Below are 18,278 nucleotides of genomic sequence, written 5' to 3'. Positions count from 1 at the left end.
GCGCTGGTCTGCCTGTGGCAGATGTACTTCGCCCGCGCCGAGCAGCAGGTGGTCGACCATCTGACCAGCAGCGCCGACCCGATCGCGGCCGTGCATCTCGGGCTGAGCGCGATCTACGGCGTGGTCGCCGGTCTGGTCGTGTTCGCGGCGGGCGCCGAGACCCTGCTGGCCGACGCCCACGTGGCCGCCGCGCAGCTACTGGCTGCCCGCCTGGCTCGTCGTCCTGGCGCTGGTGCTCATCCTCGGTGCCCTCGCCGTTCAGTTGTCGCGCGATACCACCGGCGCAAGCACCGGATAGACACGCGGTGTGGCGACCACGGGTCCGGGCGACACGCGCGGCTCCGTACGATCGATCCATGAGCGTCACCGACCACACCGACCATCGGGCCGAAACGAATGCGCCCGAAGCCGGTACGCAGACGGCTGCGCCGGAACGGGTGGTACGGCGGCGGCCGAAGAACCGGCGCGCCCAGATCGCGGCGGAAGCGGCCACCGCGTTCGGCGCGCACGGGTATCACGGTGTGAGCATGGAAGACATCGCCGGTCGGCTCGGGATCAGTTCGGCGGCGCTGTATCGGCACTATCGCAGCAAGTACGCGCTCTTCCGCGAGGAGCTGTTCCGCCTGGCCGAGGTGACCGTGCAGGCGGTGACCCTGCCCGAGGACGCGGACGCGTGGACACCGCGAGAACGCCTCGATCACGTCATCGACGCCGTCATCGCCAAGACCGTCGCCAACCGGTCGACCACGGCGCTGGTCCGCTGGGAACGCCGCTACCTCGACGACGACGACCGCCAGGCGCTCGACGGCAAGTTCGCCGAGGCCGTGCGCCTGCTCGGCGGCATCGTGCGCGAGGTGCGCCCCGGGCTCGCCCGCGACGATGTCGCGGTCCGTTCGGTGGCGGTGTTCAGTGTGGTCAGCAGCATCGGCGATCACCACGCGACCCTGCCGACCCGGCTGCTCACGCCCCTGCTGGCCGCGACCTGCCGGGCGCTGATCGACGTCGAGCTGCCCACACCGGAGCCCACGGCGCTCCAGGCCGAGCCGGAGCCCGGATCGCCGTTCATGCACGAGGTGCTGCTGGCGAAGTCGGTCGAGCTGTTCCACGAGCGTGGCTATCAGAACGTCAGCGTGGAAGACATCGCCACCGCCGCCGACCTGGCCACCGCCTCGGCCGTGTATCGCTACTACCGCAGCAAGAGCGACCTGCTAGCCGCGGCGTTCCGCCGCGCGGCCGACATCGTCTCGGGCGCGATCGGCCCGATGGTCGCCGCGTCGGCCACCCCCGCCGACGCGCTGTCTGGCCTGATCGACCTGTACGTCGAGGGCTCCTTCGCCGAGCGGGCGCTGACCTACGTGTACTACGCCGAGTTCGGCAATGTCGCCGCCGAGGACCGGGTGACCCTGCAGCACATCCAGCAGCTCGTCATCGCCGAGTGGACCAAACTCCTGGTCCAGGTCCGCCCCGAGCTCTCCGACGCCGAGGCCCGCATCCTGGTACACGCCGGCTTCGCCCTGGTCGTCGACCTGGGCCGCGCCTTCGGCGACGACGGCATCGCCCCCCAGAACCGCGTCACCACCCTGCACCGCACCACCCTGTTCGGCCACGCCTGACCCCTCGCCGCCGCCTGCGAGAGGGAGCGGCGGCGAGGGGTCGGTGGACCGCTACAGACCCAGGGTACGACCGATGATGTCGCGCTGGATCTCGCTGGTACCACCGAAAATGGTCGACACGAGCGCGCCGCGGACGTGCTTCTCCATGTCGAATTCACGGGCGTAGCCGTAGCCGCCCATCATCTGCATGCCCTCCAGCGCCACCCGCTTGCTCACCTCGGTGGCCTTGAGCTTGGCCATCGAGGCCTCCCGGGCCAGCACCTTGGTCGGGTTGGCGTCGGCTTCCTTGGCCACGCTGTAGATCAGCAGCTTGGTGCATTCGATCTCGGTGGCCAGATCGGCGAGGCGGTGCCGCAGCGACTGGAACGAGCCGACCGGCCTGCCGAACTGCTTGCGCTGGGTGACGAAGGCGATCGTGTCCTCGAACGCCCGCTCGGCCGCGCCCAGGCTCATGGCGGCGAGGATGAGCCGCTCGAAGTTGAGCCCGGTCATCAGCTGACGCCAGCCGTTGCCCTCCTCACCGACCACCGCGTCTTCGGGCAGCACGCAGTCGGTGAAGTACAGGTCGTTGGTCTCCTTCTGATTGCCCATCAGCTCGATCGGCGTGATCTGCAGACCGGGGGTGTCGGCGGGCACGTGGAACATCGTCATGCCCTCGTGCTTGCCGCCCTCCTTCGAGGTGCGCGCCACCAGCAGGATGTTCTCGGAGATGTGCGCGTTGGAACACCAGGTCTTCTGGCCGTTGATCAGCCAGCCGTCGGCGGTCTTGACCGCCTTGGTCGACAGGTTGCCCACATCCGAACCCGCCTCGGGCTCCGACATCGAGATCGACTGGGAGGCACCGCGCACGATGCCGCGCAGCACGGTGTCCTTCTGCGACTCGGTACCGAACTTGGCGTAGGCGCCGCCGGTGATCAGCGTCGGGCCGATGGCGCCGATCGGGAGCATGCCGCGCAGTGATTCCTCGAGCAGGATGCACATGTCGACCATCGACGCGTCCGAGCCGCCGTACTCCTCGGGCACGGTCAAACCCAGCCAGCCGAGCTCGGCCATCTTCGCGTACACGCCGGGATTGTGCTGTTCCTTGTCGTGATCGGTCAGCGCGTCACGCTGCTCCCGCGTCCCCGCCTCGCGCTTGGCGAACGCGGCCACGGCCGCGGCGAAATCCTTCTGTTCCGGGCTGAATTCGACGCCCATACTGTCCCTCTTCTTTCCGTACCGATCGATGGATGGGTCTACTTGGCTCGACCGAAGCGGCGAGCGGTGAGCTTGCGCACCGTCGACAGCGTCGACTCGGTGCGGGCGAAGGAGAGCAACGCCATGCCGGGAATCACGAAGCGCTGCCGCGCGATCGAGTGCGGCCGGGTGAACCCGAGCAGGCCGGCGGCGCCGTGGATACGGCCGATCCCGGACTCGCCGACGCCGCCGAACGGCAGCGCCGGGATCGCCGCGTAGGCGGCCGGGCTGTTCACCGAGGTCGCGCCCGCGCGCAGCTGCCGGGCGATCTCCATGCCGCGCTTGCGCGAGAACACCGACGAGGCGAGCCCGTACTCGGAGGCGTTGGCCAGCTCGATGGCCTCCTCGACATTGCGCACCGAGCGCACGGTGAGGGTGGGCCCGAAGGTTTCCTCCCGGACCGCGACCGAATCCTCCGGCACGTCGAGCAGCACGATCGGGCCGACGAACGGCGCCTCGATCGATGCGGGCCCGCCCACGACGGCGGTACCGCCCCTGGCCAGCGCGTCCTCGACATGCTTGGTGATCACGTCGACCTGGCTCGGCAGGGTCATCGGACCGTAGGAGGCATCCGGACCGGTTCCGGGCCGCAGGTCGCTGACCCGCTTGGTGAGCTCGGCCAGGAACTCGTCGAGCACGGAGGCGACGACATAGCAGCGCTCGGTGCCCACACAGGTCTGCCCGGAATTGGCCATCGCCGACCACGCGATCGCGTCGGCCGCGGCGGCGATGTCGGCGTCCTCGGCGACGATCGCGGCGTCCTTGCCGCCGCATTCCAGCACGACCGGGGTGAGGCGCGCGGCGGCGGCCGCCATGATCCGCTTGCCCGTCGCGGTCGACCCGGTGAACGCGATCATGTCGACGCCGGATTCGACCAGCGCGCGGCCGGTTTCTCCGGCACCGGACACCACGCTCAGAATGCCCTCGGGCAGTTCGGGATTCGCCGCGGCGAACGCGTCGGCGTACCAGTGGCCGACGCCGGTGGTCAGCTCACTGGGCTTGAAGACGACGGTGTTGCCCGCGGCCAGGGCGTAGGCGATCGAGCCGTTGGGCGTGTACACCGGATAGTTCCACGGCCCGATCACGCCGACCACGCCGTGCGGTCGCTGCTCGATCACGGCCTCGTGGTTGGCCATCATCATCCCGGGCCACACCTTCTTCGGCCCCAGGATCTTGCGGGCGTTCACCGCGGCCCAGTTCAGGTGCTCGACGGCGGTGACCACCTCGAGATAGGCGTCGTCGACGGTCTTGCCGTTCTCGGCGCTGATCAGCGCGCTGAACTCGTCGACGTGGACGACGAGGTGGGCTGCCCACCGTTGTAAGGCCCGCTTCCGCTCCGTGAACCCGAGTTCACGCCAGGTCTGCGCCGCCACGCGGGCACGCGCGACCGCGGCGCCGACCGCGGCGGCGTCGTCGACCGGCCAGCTGCCGACCGGCGCGCCGGTGGCCGGGTTGGCGGTGGCGATCATTGTCGCAGAAACAGGGGCGGTAGTGGGGGTTTCGGTCATCCTCGACCATCCTTCAGCCAATTCGGTGGTCATCCCGCGGCCGGACGGCCGAGCAGGACACTCCTGGGATCCAATGGGGCGGCGCGGACTGTTGACAGGTCGCGCCGACCGCCGTTAAGTTAATCACAATTCTCGTTAAGTTAATCATGGTTCTCGTCGGTTGCAAAGCATTCCCAGCGGACTGCGACCGACGGGAACGTCGAATCCGGAGGGAGGGCGCGATGCTGCGCACCCGATTCACCGAGGCTTTCGGTGTCGAGCACCCGATCGTGCAGGGCGGAATGATGTGGGTCGGCCGGGCCGAGCTCGCCGCGGCCGTGTCGAACGCGGGCGGCCTGGGCATCGTCACCGGGCTGACCCAGCCCACGCCGCAGGCACTGCGCGAGGAGATCGCCCGCACCCGGGACCTCACCGACAAGCCGTTCGGAGTGAATCTGACGATCCTGCCGTCGATCACGCCGCCGCCGTACGAGGAGTACCGGCAGGCGATCATCGACGGCGGTGTGCCCATCGTGGAGATCGCGGGCGGCAATCCGGCCACCCATCTGCCCTTCCTCAAGGACGCCGGGATCAAGGTGCTGCACAAGTGCACCAGCGTCAAGCACGCGCTCAAGGCCCAGCAGGTCGGCGTCGACGGGGTGAGCATCGACGGCTTCGAATGCGCCGGTCACCCCGGGGAGAACGACACCCCCGGCCTGGTGCTGATCCCCGCCGCCGCCCGCGAACTCGAGATCCCGATGATCGCCTCGGGCGGCATCGCCGACGCGCGCGGCCTGGTCGCGGCGATGGCGCTGGGCGCCGACGGCGTGAACATGGGCACCCGGTTCCTGTGCACGGTGGAGTCGCCGATCGCGCACACGGTCAAGGAGCAGATCGTGGCCAACACCGAGCTCGACACCAAGCTGATCTTCCGGACCATGAACAACACCGCCCGGGTCGCCGACAACGCCGTCAGCCGCCAGGTCGTCGAGATCGAGCGCGCCGGTGGCACATTCGCCGATGTGCGCGAGCTGGTCGCGGGCGCGCGTGGCCGCAAGGTCTACGAGGACGGGGACGTCGACGCAGGCATCTGGAGCGTCGGTCAGTGTCAGGGCCTGATCCACGACATCCCGACCTGTGCCGAACTGGTCGCGCGCATCGTGCGCGAGGCCGAAGACCTCATCGCGGGCCGGCTGTCGGGCACGATCGTCGAGGCGGTCGCCCGATGAGCGAGAGCCTGCACGTCGACTCCGAGCACGGTGTCCTGCGCATCACGATCGATCGTCAGGCCAGGATGAACGCGATCGACCTCGCGACCATGGCCGAACTGTCCGAGGCGATCACCGCGGCCGCCGCCGAGCCCACCACCCGGGTGATCGTGCTGACCGGCGCGGGCAAGGCGTTCTGCACCGGCGCCGACCTCGCCGCGGCGGCCGCCGCCGGCGGCAACGAGGCGACGCCGGAACTGGTGATGGACACCGCCAACAGCGTCATCCGGGCGATCGTCGACTCGCCCCTGCCGGTGATCGCGCAGGTCAACGGGCCCGCTGCCGGGGTGGGCGCCTCGATCGCGCTGGCCGCCGATCTCATCTACGCCGCCGACGACACCTACCTGCTGCTGCCGTTCACCTCCATCGGCCTGATGCCCGACGGTGGCGCGACGGCGATGGTGGCCGCGGCGATGGGACGCGCGCGGGCCGCGGAGATGGCGCTGCTCGGCGCGCGCCTGCCCGCGACCGAGGCCGCCGCGGCAGGCCTGATCACCCGGTCCGTGCCCGCCGCGGACCTCACCGAGCACGTCGACACCGCCGCCGCGAAACTCGCGACCGGTCCCCGCCGGGCACTCGAGCTGACCAAGGCCGCGATCAACGCCGCGACCCTGGCCGAGCTCGACGGCGCGCTCGCGCGGGAGAAGGACGGCCAGACCGAACTGCTCACCTCTGCCGACTTCCTGGAGGGGATGACCGCGATGCTGACCCGCCGCGCCCCGATTTTCGCCGGCGCTCCCCGCCCGATCGCCGACCCGGCCTAGTTCCCTTCGAGGAGACGACGATGTCCATTGCCGCAGAACCGATGCGCTCGCGACGCAATCACTGGATGAACCAGATCGCGATCCACGCCACCACCATCCCGGACGCGCCCGCGCTGCGCTACCTCGGCGAGACCACCACCTGGCGCGAGCTGCACGAGCGGGTGCACAAGCTCGCCGACGCCCTGGCCCGGCGCGGTGTCGGGGCGGGCGATCGGGTGCTGATCCTGATGCTCAACAACACCGAGTACATCGAATCGGTGTTCGCGATCAACACCCTCGGCGCCATCGCGGTCCCGGTGAACTTCCGGCTCACCCCGCCCGAGATCGCCTACCTGGTCACCGACAGCGGCGCCTCGACGATCATCACCGAAGCGATGTTCGCCCCGCTGGTCACCGCGGTCGCCGCGCAGACCGGCGGGCTCGACACCCGCATCGTGGTCGGCGTCGGCACCTGTGAGGGCATGCTCGGCTACGACGACCTGCTCGCCGAGGAGGGCGAACCGCACGAGCCGCTCGACGTGCCCGAGGACACCGCCGCCCTGATCATGTACACCTCCGGCACCACCGGAAACCCCAAGGGCGCGGTGCTGACCCACCTCAACATGAACGCCCAGGCGCTCACCTGTATCCGCGCCATGCGCTACAGCAGCGACGACATCGCCTTCTGCGCGTCGCCGCTGTTCCACATCGCCGGATTGGGTTCGATCGCTTCCTGTTTCGTGCTCGGCTCGCTGACGGTGATCCATCCGCTCAAGGCCTTCGACGCCACCGAGGTCCTCGACGCCTGGGAGCGCGAGCGCGCCACCTCGGTGTTCCTGGTCCCGGCGCAGTGGCAGATCGTCTGCGCCGATCCCTCGGTGCCACAGCGTGATCTGCGCCTGCGTGTGATCAGCTGGGGCGCGGCCCCCGCCTCGGACACGGTGCTGCGCGCCATGGCCGAGACCTTCCCCGACGCGCTGAATGTGGCGGTCTTCGGCCAGACCGAGATGTCGCCGATCACCTGCGTGCTCGACGGCGAGGACGCGATCCGCAAGCTCGGGTCGGTCGGCAAGCCGATCCCGACCATCGCCACCCGGATCGTGGACGACGAGATGAACGACGTCGCGCCCGGCGAGATCGGCGAGATCGTCTATCGCGGACCGACCCTGATGCGCGAGTACTGGAACAACCCGCGCGCCACCGCCGACGCGTTCGCCGGCGGCTGGTTCCACTCCGGCGACCTGGTCCGCCAGGACGAGGAGGGGTTCGTCTACGTCGTCGACCGCAAGAAGGACATGATCATCTCCGGCGGCGAGAACATCTACTGCGCCGAGGTCGAGAACGTGCTGTTCAGCCATCCCCGGATCCGCGAGGCCGCGGTGATCGGCCGCGTCGACGACAAGTGGGGCGAGGTACCGGTGGCGATCGTCGCCGTCGAGGACGCCGAGGCAATCGGCCTCGCCGATCTCGAGGAGCACCTCAACGCCCACCTGGCCCGCTACAAGCACCCGAAGGACCTCGTCGTGGTGGACATGCTGCCGCGCAATGCCGGCGGCAAGGTGGTCAAGCACGAACTGCGCAAGCTGCACGGTTCGGCGCCCGTCACCAGCAACTGAGCACATCGATCACAGGTCCCGGCAGACTCGGAACACCAGTCCGCCGGGACCCTTTCGGCAGCGTGGGCCGCGGTCAGCGCCCGAGGAATTCCTCGATCGCCAGCCAGGTGGTCTCGGCCGCGGCCGGACCGGCGAGCAGGCCGAGGTGTCCGCCGGGGACTTCCACGAAGTGGGTCTCGGCGGCGTTCGGCAGGATGTCCAGCCCGCGCCGCACCGCGCGGGCGGGCACGACCAGGTCGGCGCGACTGCCGACCAGCAGCACCCGGCAGGTGACCTTGGCCAGCTCGATCACCAGGTCGGAGCGCAGCCGGATCGATCCGTCGGCCAGTTCGTTGCGCAGCACCAGGCTGCGATAGATCTGCCAGTACGAGCGGCCCGGATAGCCGGGCATGCTCGACATGAAACGGTCCGTGGCTTCCATCCTGGCCAGCGCCTCGGTGTCGAGGGCGTTGCGGAGCAGGAACATCGGCCGGGCTAGCTCCCGGTCGATGGCCTGCAAGCGGAAGCCGAGCTGCACGAATTCCTCGGGAATCCCGCCCATCAGCCGGGTGGCCACGGCCATCTCGCGGCCGCCGGTGACCCGGGCGGCCCACCGCAGGGGCACCAGCATCGGGGTGCGTGCTTGGTCTATCGGCGTGGCCAGGCCGGTGATCGAGGCGATCGGCAGGTCGGGGTGGGCGGCCGCGGCGAGCAGTGCCATCGCACCGCCCAGCGACCAGCCGATGACGTCGACCGGCCCGTCGTGCTCGTGCGCGACCCGCAGGATCGCCTCGGGCAGGATGTCGTGCGTCCAGTCCTCGAGCCCGAGATCGCGGTCGGCGTAACCGAATCGGCCGTAGTCGAGGACATACGGTTGCCTGCCCTGCGCCAGCAGGAAGCGCACCAGACTCTGGCCCGGACGCAGATCGAAGCAGGCGGGCGTCACCGCCAGCGGCGGCACCAGCAGGACCGGGTTCCCGGTGCCCGGTGTCGCGCGGTCGAAGCGCCGCAACTGCCGGTGCGCACCGGAGTACACCGTGCTCGACGGCGCGGGCCGCGCCGATTCGAGCCCGTCACCGAACGACACCGACCACACATTGCGCACCGCCCGGCGCGCGTCGGCCACGATCCCCAGCACCACAGAACCCCTCACTTCACCCGCTACCGCCGCCGGGCGGTGCTCACCTGTCGAGTCGTCACGCCGCGTGGCGGTCCGCGCCTGCCCGCGTACCGGCGGCGGGCCCGGTCGCCGGGCCGGAGAGCCGCCGTCCGAACAGCACCTGCGCGGCGGCCCGGACGAACCCGGCCAGGCCGTGCCTGCCCGCGGGCAGCCCGAGCACACTCCACACCGTGCGCGTCTGCGACGGTGTCGCGGGCGCGCCGGCGAACCGGTCGGCCAGCCAGTTCAGGCTCAGCGGGGTCGACAACGCCAGCAGCGTGATGTGCTCGCTGAGCCGGTCGCGCAGGTAGGTGACGTGCGCGCCGTGGGCGCGATAGCGGTCGACCAGGGCGTCGATATCGGTGGCCGCGATGATCTGGTCGTGCACCGCCTGGACGACGAGCAGCGGCGCCGACGGCGCCCTGGTGCCGAGTTCGGCATCGGCGAACACCGCCACCAGTTCCTCGAGCGCCAGCAGCTCGGCGATCGGCGTGGTCGTGTGCCGGTCGACGTGATAGCGCGCCAGACGCAGCACCGACCCACCGGTGGTCGAGCGGGCCGCCCGTTCGAGCACGGCGTGACCCGCTTCGCTGACATGCTCGCCGAGGACGGCGTCGAAGGCCGGATACACCCGGCGCAGCGCGGACACCACCAGGGTCGGCAGGCCGGCGTGCAGGCTGCCGTTGAGCCGATGGAAGGTCGAGAGCAGATCCCCCACCGGAGAGCCGAGGACCGCGCCGACGATGTCGAGCTCCGGCGCGTAGGTGGGCGCCATCTCCGCCGCCCACGCGGTCGCCAGGCCACCGCCGGAGTACCCCCACAGACCCACCTGCGCCCGCGGATCCAGGCCCAGCGGTGCGAAGGACAGCGCGGCGCGGGCGCCGTCGAGGGCCCGGTAGCCGGGCTCGCGCGGGGCGCCCCAGGCACCGAGCATGCCTTCGTGATCAGGGATGGAGACGGCCCAGCCCCGGCTCAGCGCGTCGGCGAAACACAGGAGTTCGACGTGAGCGAACGTGCCGATCGCGCGCGAGCCGCGCTGCAGCGCGTAGGACGGGAAGCCGCGCGAGGACACCGCGTCGATCGCGCACTGGAACGACAGCAGCGGCGTCGCCGGTCCGGGTCCGCCGACCGGTGCGATCACGGTTGTCACCGCGGCTTCGGGCCGTCCGTTCAGGTCGGTGGTGCGGTACAGCAACTGCCACGCGGTCACCTTCAGCGGGATCAGGCCGAAGGCGGCGAGCTCGATCGGTCGCGACCGCAGGATCGTGCCCTCGGCGTGCTGCTCGAATCCGGCCCGTGGCTGATAGAACGGGTCGTTGTCGGGCAGGACGGCCCAGGCGGGGGCCGACCAGGTCTCGGCGCGCGATCGGGTGGGGTCGGCAGTCAACGGTGTACTCCAGAGAAAGGGTTCGGATGACGGGCCGGCTATCGAAGACCGGCCCGTCGGAGCGGATCGTCGTGGTTCAGGCGGCCCGGCGGGCGGGCTCGCTGCGATAGCGAGAGGCCGCGCCGTCGATGCCGAGCAGACGCCAGGTGAGCTTGGCGACCGGGTTCATCAGGCCGGTGCCGACCGCCAGCGCACGCACGTCACCGAAGACGTCACGCTTGGTGGCCTGTGACTCCGGGCTGCCCCAGTACGCCTCGCGCATCACCTCGTCCGGGATACCGAACTTGTCCACGAATTCCTTCGGCGGCGTCGCGATCATCGACAGCATCACCCGCATGGCGATCGGGAAGGCCACCGACAGTACGGTTTTCGTGAGCGGATTCATCGACGGCACGTTCTTGCGCAGGTACTCGTGCGCGAACGAGATATGCCTGGCTTCCTCGGCCACGTGGATCTGCATCACCCGGTGGACCATCGGGTGCATGTCCACGCCACCGCGCAGCAGCGACTTCTGCAGGTGATCGATCGGCTCCTCGCCGCCGAGGATCATGGTGAAGAACAGCTCGGGGAAGTACTTCACCGCGGGCCAGATGATCATCGTCAGCTTGCGGTCGATGGTGCCCATGCCGACCACATCGCGGTAGCCGATGCGGTTGATCATCTCCTGGAACATCATCGTGTGGTTGCACTCTTCGGCCGCCTCGTGGGTGACGTACCGGAACTCCGGGTCACCGTTGGGCACCGAGATCAGGTACTGCATCAGCCCGCGGATCAGCAGCTGCTCGAAGTCCAGGCCGACCTTGGCGATCCCGGCCTGCCGCCACATCCCCATCGCGATCTGCTTGTCGACGGGTTGCGCCTTGTACCAGGGGTGACGGCCCAGGGGGTCCTCGTCGGGCATGATCCAGCGCGGATCGTCGGAATGGACGGCGAACTCCGGCGACTCCCAGTCGATATCGACATAGGGGTCGAAGTGCTTGGTCACCGATCCCTCGGACAGACCGCGCAGGATCTCGTGATATCCGGGCTCACCCGGACGTTTGGCGGCGGTGGACAGCGTCATCGATGTCTCCTCAGTAGGTACTGCCTCCAGTTTAGTGGTACCGGCAGTACCATACAAGGGTTGACGCTACTTCGTGTTACACCTACCTTGCCGCGCCCCGCTAGACGAGCGGTTTCCCCGCCGCCCTGCGCCGGCGCATATCGACGACCAACCGCGGGAACGGCTGATGACGCCACCCCGGCGGCAGCGCCGCGAGCACGCGCCCGATACCGCGCATGATCAGCTCGAACGCGCGCTGCCGACGCGGACTCCAGGCCAATCCGAGGCTGTCACGGAAGCGCTGCGGCAGATATCCCGTGACGAAGAAGCGATTCACCCGCCGCCCGGCGATCCGGATGATCCAGGGCTGCGGCCCCAGATCGACGACATTGTCGAGCAGGTACCCGCGCACCTCGGCATCGAGGTCGAGCTCACCGAGCATCGAGTCCCAATAGCGGTCGAACGCGGCCCGATCGGCGGGCCACATCTCCGCGGGCATCTGCAGCGTCGTTCCGAACCGCGCGGAATCCTGGTACAGCTCTTCGGCGAAGCCCTCGTCGAGCTCACCGAAGAGCAGCTCGAGACTGTCGCGGGTACCGCGATAGATGCACGCCGCCACCCACAGCTGCAGCCGTGGATCGAAGGCGTTGTACTTCACCGGCCCACCGGGGCGGTTACGCACCTGGCGATGCGAGGTACCGACCGCCTCCCGGAACACCGCCCGATCCTCCTCGGTCCCGAGCATCGCCACCGCGAGGTAGGTCAGAGTCGTCTTGGCACGCTTGCCCGGATTCGTCGCGTAGCTCCCGGATTCGACCGTGCTCTCCACCACGCCCCGGCCGACCGGAAGCAGGCTCAGCTGCATCACGACATTGGCGGGACCACCGAGGATCGCACCGGCGCCGATCAGATAGCGATGCCTGCGCTCGGCGTCGTCGTCGACGGGATGCTGCGGCTGCGCTGCCGCGCGGGGCTGTGCCACGACCAACCTCCAAGAGAGTGAGAGAGTTTTCAATTCAGACTCCCATCTACCCGCCTCCCGTGCAAGACTAGATCAGAATTAAATGTCACATAAGGAGCGTCTTACTCGCTGTATGGCTATCCATTACCTAGAATAGCGAGTAACTTACTGCTCGCATCACCACGGAGGGGGCAGTCATGAGCGAGCAGGCCGGACCGTTGTTACGGCGTCATCTCGGCGACCGGCGCTTCCTGCTGACGCTGCCGCGCGCGGTCGGACTGCAAGTACTGCACCCCGTCATCGCGACCGCGCTGGTCGACCACGCGCCACATCGGCTGTGGGAACACAAGAAGCGCACCGTCTCGCAGCTGATCTATCTGGCGCACTCCGGCCGCGCGGCGGACTCGGTGATCCGCTTCGCCCACGAGCACGTGAAAGGCCTCGACGACCGCGGGCAGCGCTATCACGCGCTGCACCCCGAGGTGTTCCTGTTCCAGCACGCCACCTACGTCGAGACGCTGATGACCGCCGCCGACCTGTTCGGCCCCGCGCTCGGCGCCGCCGACCGCGACCAGCTCTACCGCGAGACCCGCGCCTGGTACCGCACCTACGGTGTCAGCGATCGGCTGCTCCCCCGGACCCGGCCGGAGTTCGCCGAGTACTTCGCCGACGCCTGCGCCACCCAGCTGCGGGTCGGCCCCGCCGCGCGCGAACTGCGCGATCAAGTCCTGCGTCCCGATGCGTGGATCGTCCGGCACCTGCCCGCCGGTGCCGCCCGGGCGATGCAACATCCCCGGGCGCTCGAACTGTTCGACGTGCGAACCGGCCGGGCCGATGCCGCCGCACTGCGCGCTGTCGCGATGACGGCACGCCCCGGCTTCGCGATGGCGCCCCGGCGAATTCGCTACGTCTCACAGGCCAGAACACGCACCGGGAGATGATCGGGGCCGCCGGCTCGACGAACCGGCGGCCCCCTCCCCCTGACTGGTCAGACGATCGCCTTGTGCTGACGGATGCGGCGCCGCACATCGGCCATCATCGCGTTGGTGCCGGAGAACCGGATGAACCGTGGGATGAACCGATTGACGAATCCGACGAACAGGAACAGATTCTCGAACCGCCGCTGATCCGAGGCACTCCACTCGATACCCATCTGCTCCTGGAAGTGCGGCGGCAAAAATCCCGCCGTCAGGAACCGCAGCAGCCCGCCCAGCAGCAGGCGCAGCGACCAGTGGATCATCCGCAGGTGCAGCAGATCGTCGATGTAGGCCCGGAAATCGTCGTCGCACACCACTTCTCGGCATGCCTGGACCCAGTACGCGTCGAAGTCGGCGTGGGTCTCGGGCCACATGTCCGGATGGACCTGCAGAGTGGTGCCGAAGGTGTCGGCGCCCTGGTAGAACTGCTCGAGCTCGGCCTCGGTCATCTTGCCGCACAGCAGCTGGTGGGTGTCCTCGTAGCCGATGTAGATCGCCGCCGCCACGTACAGCTGCAGGTGACGGTCGAAGGCGTTGTACTTGACCTTCGAGTTCGGTCCCGACCGCACCTGCCGGTGTGCGACGTTCACCGCCTCGCGCATCGCCCGCTTCTCCTCGTCGGAGCCGAGCACCGCGACCGCCAGGTAGGACGCGGTGGTGCGCAACCGCTTCCACGGGTGCACCATCAGCGCCCCCGACTCGACCTTGCTCTCCATCACCCCCGCCGCGACCCCGCGGTGGGCGAACTGCATCGCGACATTGGCCGCCGCACCCGCGAACGCCCAGAAGTCGAGCGCGTCGGCCAATTGCGCGGGCCGTTTGCGCGGCGAGCGGTGGGTATCGGGCAGGGGGATCCGCACCTGCGCGAGCGTCAACGGCGCGTGCGTCGCCGGCGTCGGTTCCGACAGTGCGCCGGCGCCGGGCCCGGGGACGTGGCCCGGCCCCTCGGCCACATACCTGTCGCTGGTGGGGTCGTCGTAGTCGGGTTCACTGGACTTCGCCGCGGTGTTCATCGCCGTCACAGCCGTTCGATGATCGTCGCGTTGGCCATGCCGCCCGCCTCGCACATCGTCTGCAATCCGTAGCGACCGCCGGTCTGCTCGAGATGGTTGACCATGGTGGCCAGCAGCCGGGTGCCCGATCCGCCGAGCGGATGCCCCAGCGCGATCGCACCGCCGCGGGGATTCACCCGAGCCGGATCGGCGCCGAGTTCGTGCTGCCACACCAGCGGCACCGGCGCGAACGCCTCGTTGACCTCGAAGGTGTCGATGTCGTCGACTGTGAGCGAGACCCGCTCGAGCGCCTTGCGGGTCGCCGGGACGACCGCGGTCAGCATGAGCGTCGGATCGTCGCCCGCCACCGCGAACGAATGGAACCGCGCGCGGGGGGTCAGTCCCAGCTTCGCCGCGACCCGCTCGCTCATGATGAGCGCGGCCGAGGCGCCGTCGGTCAACGGCGAGGAGTTGCCCGGCGTCACCGACCAGGAGATCTCCGGAAACCGTTCCAGCGCTGCGGGATCGGTGAACGCGGGCCGCAGGTTGGCCAGACTCTCGACGGTGGTGCCGGGCCGAATCGTCTCGTCCGTGTCCAGGACGCCGGCGGAGCTCAGCTCGGCGTCGAAGCCGCCCGCCGCCGCGGTGGCCGCCGCCAGCCGGTGCGAGCGAGCCGCGAACTCGTCGAGGGTGGTGCGATCCAGTTTCCAGCGGGCGGCGAGGATCTCGGCGGCAATGCCCTGCCCGATCAGTCCGGCCGGGTAGCGCACCGCGAGCGGGCCGCGCAGCGCGTCCTTGCCCTGCGCGTTGGAGAACATCGGCGCGCGGCTCATCGACTCCACGCCGCAGGCGATCGCCACGTCGTAGGCGCCGGCGAGCACGCCCTGGGCCGCGAAGTGTACGGCCTGCTGACTCGAGCCGCACTGCCGATCGACCGTGGTGGCGGGCACGGACTCCGGGAAGTCCGCCGCGAGCACGGCGGTGCGGGTGATGTTGCTCGACTGCTCACCGCTCTGCGTGACGCACCCGCCGATCACATCGTCGACCAGCGCGGGATCGATCCCGGTCCGGTCGATCAATTCGGCCAGCACTCCGGCCAGCAGGGTCGCCGGGTGCACCGACGACAAGCCGCCGCCGGGTTTTCCCCGACCGGACGGCGTTCGGACAACATCGACGATGACCGCGGACATCATGATCCTCCTGCGCAACCGCCGACCGTCGGCGGCCTCAACGCCCTAAGTTAATCATGATTCCGCCAGATTTCATCGATATTTCAACTGCTTCATGCGCCGTAGACGCCATTCAGCTGGTCATGTTACCGTCAATTCCGCATCGTGCGACTGGGGTCGGGGGCGCGATGCAGAGGTCGCGTCGGCGCCGGGCAACGCGGCTTCGGCACCGGCGCGGCCATCGACCCGAGCGGCGCCCGAACCCCGGAAATCTTACCGGCGATTTTGCTCACATTCGCCAGAATCCGTAGTAACTTATCGGAGGCCGATCCTCGCTAGATCAGCCACAGACGTACCCGCCGATGACAGAATGCTCGGCAACATCATCGGACCGTCAGCGACGTCGGCCACCAGCCGTCGACGCCACCGGTCCTGGGAAAGGAACACCGGTACACCATGTTGCGACGGCTCGACAGGCTTCTGAGTTACGAGATGAAGGTCTCCGAATTCCTCGGCACCCTGATCATCATCGGCATCCCGTACGGACTCGTCGGCATCGTCTGGACGCTCACCCACACCTCGCACCTGCGCGATCTCTCCGGCGTCGACTTGGTCATCTCGTTCCTCGGATCGATCGTCTGCTGGCCGGTGCTCACCTTCGCGAATGTGACGATGACCTGATGATGGCACTGGTCTGGGTCATCGACATCGTGGTGACCGTCGTCAAGATCCTCGGTGGCCGCACACAGGTCAATCCCGTTCTGCGCGTAGGTATGTGGATCGCGCTGTTGTGCGTCGCCGCGGTCGGGCTCGCCGCGGGCGCCGGCTTTCTCGTCCTGCTCGAACGCTGGCTGAGCACGCTCTGACACCGCCGCGCTCCGGCGCGGCAAGAAAGGATTCGGTGCGGCGTGACCTCCACCGAGCACTCCCCGGCAGGCATCGCGCCGCCGGAACCCTCCGAGGTCGGCCGGATCGCCGACAGTGTGACCGGCCTGTGGCGACGCCACCCGCAGCAATCGGTCGAAACGCTGGGCAGGCAGGTCCTGCTGGGCCGGGCCGCGATCGCCCAGCTGCTGCTGTCCCTGGTGCAGCGGCGGTTCCCGTTCCAGGAGTTCATCCGGCAGTGCGCCTTCATGGCCAACGTCTCGGCCGTGCCGACGGTCTTCGTCGCGATCCCGGTCGCGGTGGTCGTGTCCATCCAGGTCGGCGCGCTGGTCAACCAGGTCGGCGCGACCACCTTCATCGGCGCGGTGGCCGGCCTGGGCATCATCCGCCAGGGCGCGCCGCTGGTCACCTCGCTGATGATCGCGGGCGCAGTCGGCTCCGCCATCTGCGCCGATCTGGGCTCGCGCACCATCCGCGAGGAGATCGACGCCATGAAGGTGATGGGCGTGGACCCGGTGCGCCGGCTGGTCGCCCCGCGCCTGGCGGCGGCCGTCCTGGTCAGCATGCTGCTGTGCGGGTTCATCGTGTTCGTCGGCTTCGCCACGGCCTATCTTTTCAACGTCTACGCCCAGCACGGCACCCCCGGCTCGTTCATCAGCTCGTTCGCGTCCTTCGCGGTCGCCAACGATCTGCTCGTCGCGCTGGTGAAGGCGGCGATCTTCGGCGCGCTCACCTCGATCATCGCCTGCGATATCGGACTGCACACCAAGGGTGGGCCCGGCGGCGTGGCCAACTCGGTCAACTCGGCGGTGGTCTCCTCGGCGCTGATGCTGTTCGCCACCAACATCATCGTCACCCAGCTCTACAACACCCTGTTCCCCGCGAAGGTGGTGTGAGATGGCCGCCGAGTACATCCCGCCCGTTCTGCGCCCGGTGCGCGCCGTCGGCGCGGCGGCCAAGATTCCCGTCCAGGCCAATCAGCGGCTCGGGCACCAGGCCATCGTCTTCTTCCAGGCCCTCCTCGCCGTTCCGTTCACGCTGCGGCACTACCGCAAGGAAGTCGCGCGACTGGTCGCCGACGTCGGCTGGGGCAACGGTTCGCTGATCGTGGGCGGTGGCACCGTCGGTGTCGTCATCGTGCTGTGCGCGTTCGGCGGCATCACCGTCGGCATGGAGTCCTACTCCGCGCTGAACCTGCTGACCATGGGGCCGCTGACCGGGGCCATCTCCGGTTTCGCCACCACCCGCGAAATCGCCCCCATCCTGGCCACTCTCGCCTTCGCCATCCAGTCGGGCTGCCGGTTCACCGCCCAGCTCGGCTCGATGCGGATCTCCGAGGAGATCGACGCGCTGGAATCCATCGCGATCCGCCCGCTCCCCTACCTGGTGACCACCCGGATGATCGCGGCCACGGTCACCATCGTCCCGCTCTACACGCTGGGCCTGGCGGTGGCCTACCTGGCGACCAAGCTGTCGGTGCTGTTCCTCGGCGGCACCACAGCCGGCACCTACGACCACTACTTCTTCCAGTTCCTGGTCGGCGGTGACGTGTTCTTCTCCCTGTTCAAGGTGGTGGTGTTCGTCCTGATCGCCGCCTTCATCCAGTGCTACTACGGCTTCGTCGCCGCCGGCGGACCCGAAGGTGTCGGGGTCGCGGCGGGCCGGGCGATCAAGATGGTCATCGTCGTGATGGTCTTCACCAATCTCTTTCTCACCCTTGCTATCTGGGGCATCGACCCCGGATTCCGGATCTCGGGATAGGTC

General features: G+C 68.9%; 18 protein-coding genes. 10 read left to right on the top strand and 8 right to left on the bottom strand.

The annotated features are described in order from the left end of the window. Positions 1-21: 21 nt before the first annotated feature. Entirely contained in the window at positions 22-360 is a 339-nt protein-coding gene (locus tag Q7X29_RS16305) for a hypothetical protein (protein ID WP_316574602.1), read from the top strand. After that, positions 357-1,613, top strand: coding sequence for a TetR/AcrR family transcriptional regulator (locus tag Q7X29_RS16300; protein ID WP_316574601.1), 1,257 nt, complete (start codon positions 357-359; stop codon positions 1,611-1,613). The genes Q7X29_RS16305 and Q7X29_RS16300 overlap by 4 nt, the downstream gene beginning before the upstream one ends. Before the next feature lie 51 nt (positions 1,614-1,664). On the opposite strand, the gene Q7X29_RS16295 is transcribed toward Q7X29_RS16300, so the two are convergent. After that, on the bottom strand, positions 1,665-2,810 hold the full coding sequence (locus Q7X29_RS16295; RefSeq protein ID WP_316574600.1) for an acyl-CoA dehydrogenase family protein: 1,146 nt from the start codon (positions 2,808-2,810) through the stop codon (positions 1,665-1,667). Between the two features lie 38 nt (positions 2,811-2,848). Next, positions 2,849-4,357, bottom strand: a complete 1,509-nt coding sequence (locus Q7X29_RS16290; protein WP_316574599.1) for an aldehyde dehydrogenase family protein — start codon at positions 4,355-4,357, stop codon at positions 2,849-2,851. A 221-nt stretch (positions 4,358-4,578) separates the two neighbouring features. On the opposite strand from Q7X29_RS16290, the gene Q7X29_RS16285 reads away from it, so the two are divergent. The 3 genes from Q7X29_RS16285 to fadD5 are packed head-to-tail and all read left to right on the top strand — an operon-like array spanning position 4,579 to position 7,963. Then, entirely contained in the window at positions 4,579-5,565 is a 987-nt protein-coding gene (locus tag Q7X29_RS16285; protein ID WP_218716378.1) for an NAD(P)H-dependent flavin oxidoreductase, read from the top strand. Next, positions 5,562-6,368: an enoyl-CoA hydratase-related protein gene (locus tag Q7X29_RS16280; protein ID WP_316574598.1), complete on the top strand. Its 807-nt coding sequence runs from the start codon at positions 5,562-5,564 to the stop codon at positions 6,366-6,368. Before Q7X29_RS16285 ends, Q7X29_RS16280 begins: the two co-directional genes overlap by 4 nt. 20 nt (positions 6,369-6,388) lie before the next feature. Then, entirely contained in the window at positions 6,389-7,963 is a 1,575-nt protein-coding gene (gene fadD5, locus Q7X29_RS16275) for a fatty-acid--CoA ligase FadD5 (RefSeq protein ID WP_316574597.1), read from the top strand. Between the two features lie 73 nt (positions 7,964-8,036). Here the strand turns inward: fadD5 and Q7X29_RS16270 are convergent, their stop codons facing one another. The 4 genes from Q7X29_RS16270 to Q7X29_RS16255 form a co-directional block, all read right to left on the bottom strand. Beyond that, positions 8,037-9,080: an alpha/beta fold hydrolase gene (locus Q7X29_RS16270; protein WP_316574596.1), complete on the bottom strand. Its 1,044-nt coding sequence runs from the start codon at positions 9,078-9,080 to the stop codon at positions 8,037-8,039. Between the two features lie 58 nt (positions 9,081-9,138). Continuing rightward, positions 9,139-10,488: a lipase family protein gene (locus Q7X29_RS16265; RefSeq protein ID WP_316574595.1), complete on the bottom strand. Its 1,350-nt coding sequence runs from the start codon at positions 10,486-10,488 to the stop codon at positions 9,139-9,141. A 76-nt stretch (positions 10,489-10,564) separates the two neighbouring features. Continuing rightward, on the bottom strand, positions 10,565-11,551 hold the full coding sequence (locus tag Q7X29_RS16260) for an AurF N-oxygenase family protein (protein ID WP_316574594.1): 987 nt from the start codon (positions 11,549-11,551) through the stop codon (positions 10,565-10,567). A 100-nt stretch (positions 11,552-11,651) separates the two neighbouring features. Next, positions 11,652-12,512 carry an oxygenase MpaB family protein gene (locus Q7X29_RS16255; RefSeq protein ID WP_316574593.1) on the bottom strand — a complete coding sequence of 287 codons (861 nt, stop codon included), beginning with the start codon at positions 12,510-12,512 and terminating at the stop codon, positions 11,652-11,654. Positions 12,513-12,688: 176 nt separating this feature from the next. On the opposite strand from Q7X29_RS16255, the gene Q7X29_RS16250 reads away from it, so the two are divergent. Further along, positions 12,689-13,432: an oxygenase MpaB family protein gene (locus Q7X29_RS16250; protein WP_218717847.1), complete on the top strand. Its 744-nt coding sequence runs from the start codon at positions 12,689-12,691 to the stop codon at positions 13,430-13,432. A gap of 47 nt (positions 13,433-13,479) precedes the next feature. Here the strand turns inward: Q7X29_RS16250 and Q7X29_RS16245 are convergent, their stop codons facing one another. Both Q7X29_RS16245 and Q7X29_RS16240 read right to left on the bottom strand, forming a co-directional pair. After that, positions 13,480-14,490 (bottom strand): oxygenase MpaB family protein, encoded by a 1,011-nt coding sequence (locus Q7X29_RS16245; RefSeq protein WP_394358689.1) that lies wholly within the window; start codon positions 14,488-14,490, stop codon positions 13,480-13,482. Then, positions 14,487-15,653, bottom strand: a complete 1,167-nt coding sequence (locus Q7X29_RS16240; RefSeq protein WP_316574592.1) for a thiolase family protein — start codon at positions 15,651-15,653, stop codon at positions 14,487-14,489. Before Q7X29_RS16240 ends, Q7X29_RS16245 begins: the two co-directional genes overlap by 4 nt. 432 nt (positions 15,654-16,085) lie before the next feature. Here Q7X29_RS16240 and Q7X29_RS16235 point away from each other — a divergent pair, with 432 nt between their 5' ends. From Q7X29_RS16235 to Q7X29_RS16220, 4 genes are read left to right on the top strand one after another with little or no spacing between them, the layout of a single operon-like run. Continuing rightward, a complete protein-coding gene (locus Q7X29_RS16235) occupies positions 16,086-16,310 on the top strand; it encodes a hypothetical protein (RefSeq protein ID WP_218717844.1) in 225 nt (74 codons plus the stop codon). Then, positions 16,310-16,495, top strand: a complete 186-nt coding sequence (locus tag Q7X29_RS16230) for a hypothetical protein (RefSeq protein ID WP_218717843.1) — start codon at positions 16,310-16,312, stop codon at positions 16,493-16,495. The genes Q7X29_RS16235 and Q7X29_RS16230 overlap by 1 nt, the downstream gene beginning before the upstream one ends. A gap of 42 nt (positions 16,496-16,537) precedes the next feature. Next, on the top strand, positions 16,538-17,410 hold the full coding sequence (locus tag Q7X29_RS16225) for an MlaE family ABC transporter permease (RefSeq protein WP_374104847.1): 873 nt from the start codon (positions 16,538-16,540) through the stop codon (positions 17,408-17,410). Position 17,411: 1 nt separating this feature from the next. Then, complete coding sequence (locus Q7X29_RS16220; RefSeq protein WP_218717842.1) at positions 17,412-18,275, top strand: ABC transporter permease; 864 nt, start codon at positions 17,412-17,414, stop codon at positions 18,273-18,275. The last annotated feature ends 3 nt before the right edge of the window (positions 18,276-18,278 follow it).

Origin of the sequence: Nocardia canadensis, assembly GCF_032656385.1 — a bacterium.
Taxonomy (GTDB): Bacteria; Actinomycetota; Actinomycetes; order Mycobacteriales; family Mycobacteriaceae; genus Nocardia; species Nocardia canadensis.
This window is presented reverse-complemented; position numbering and strand designations above follow the sequence as displayed.

Bases quoted from the DNA above. Each gene is read 5' to 3' on its own strand.
- Q7X29_RS16305 (WP_316574602.1), top strand. From the start codon at position 22: ATGTACTTCGCCCGCGCCGAGCAGCAGGTGGTCGACCATCTGACCAGC.
- Q7X29_RS16300 (WP_316574601.1), top strand. From the start codon at position 357: ATGAGCGTCACCGACCACACCGACCATCGGGCCGAAACGAATGCGCCC.
- Q7X29_RS16295 (WP_316574600.1), bottom strand. From the start codon at position 2,810: ATGGGCGTCGAATTCAGCCCGGAACAGAAGGATTTCGCCGCGGCCGTG.
- Q7X29_RS16290 (WP_316574599.1), bottom strand. From the start codon at position 4,357: ATGACCGAAACCCCCACTACCGCCCCTGTTTCTGCGACAATGATCGCC.
- Q7X29_RS16285 (WP_218716378.1), top strand. From the start codon at position 4,579: ATGCTGCGCACCCGATTCACCGAGGCTTTCGGTGTCGAGCACCCGATC.
- Q7X29_RS16280 (WP_316574598.1), top strand. From the start codon at position 5,562: ATGAGCGAGAGCCTGCACGTCGACTCCGAGCACGGTGTCCTGCGCATC.
- fadD5 (WP_316574597.1), top strand. From the start codon at position 6,389: ATGTCCATTGCCGCAGAACCGATGCGCTCGCGACGCAATCACTGGATG.
- Q7X29_RS16260 (WP_316574594.1), bottom strand. From the start codon at position 11,551: ATGACGCTGTCCACCGCCGCCAAACGTCCGGGTGAGCCCGGATATCAC.
- Q7X29_RS16250 (WP_218717847.1), top strand. From the start codon at position 12,689: ATGAGCGAGCAGGCCGGACCGTTGTTACGGCGTCATCTCGGCGACCGG.
- Q7X29_RS16240 (WP_316574592.1), bottom strand. From the start codon at position 15,653: ATGATGTCCGCGGTCATCGTCGATGTTGTCCGAACGCCGTCCGGTCGG.
- Q7X29_RS16235 (WP_218717844.1), top strand. From the start codon at position 16,086: ATGTTGCGACGGCTCGACAGGCTTCTGAGTTACGAGATGAAGGTCTCC.
- Q7X29_RS16230 (WP_218717843.1), top strand. From the start codon at position 16,310: ATGATGGCACTGGTCTGGGTCATCGACATCGTGGTGACCGTCGTCAAG.
- Q7X29_RS16220 (WP_218717842.1), top strand. From the start codon at position 17,412: ATGGCCGCCGAGTACATCCCGCCCGTTCTGCGCCCGGTGCGCGCCGTC.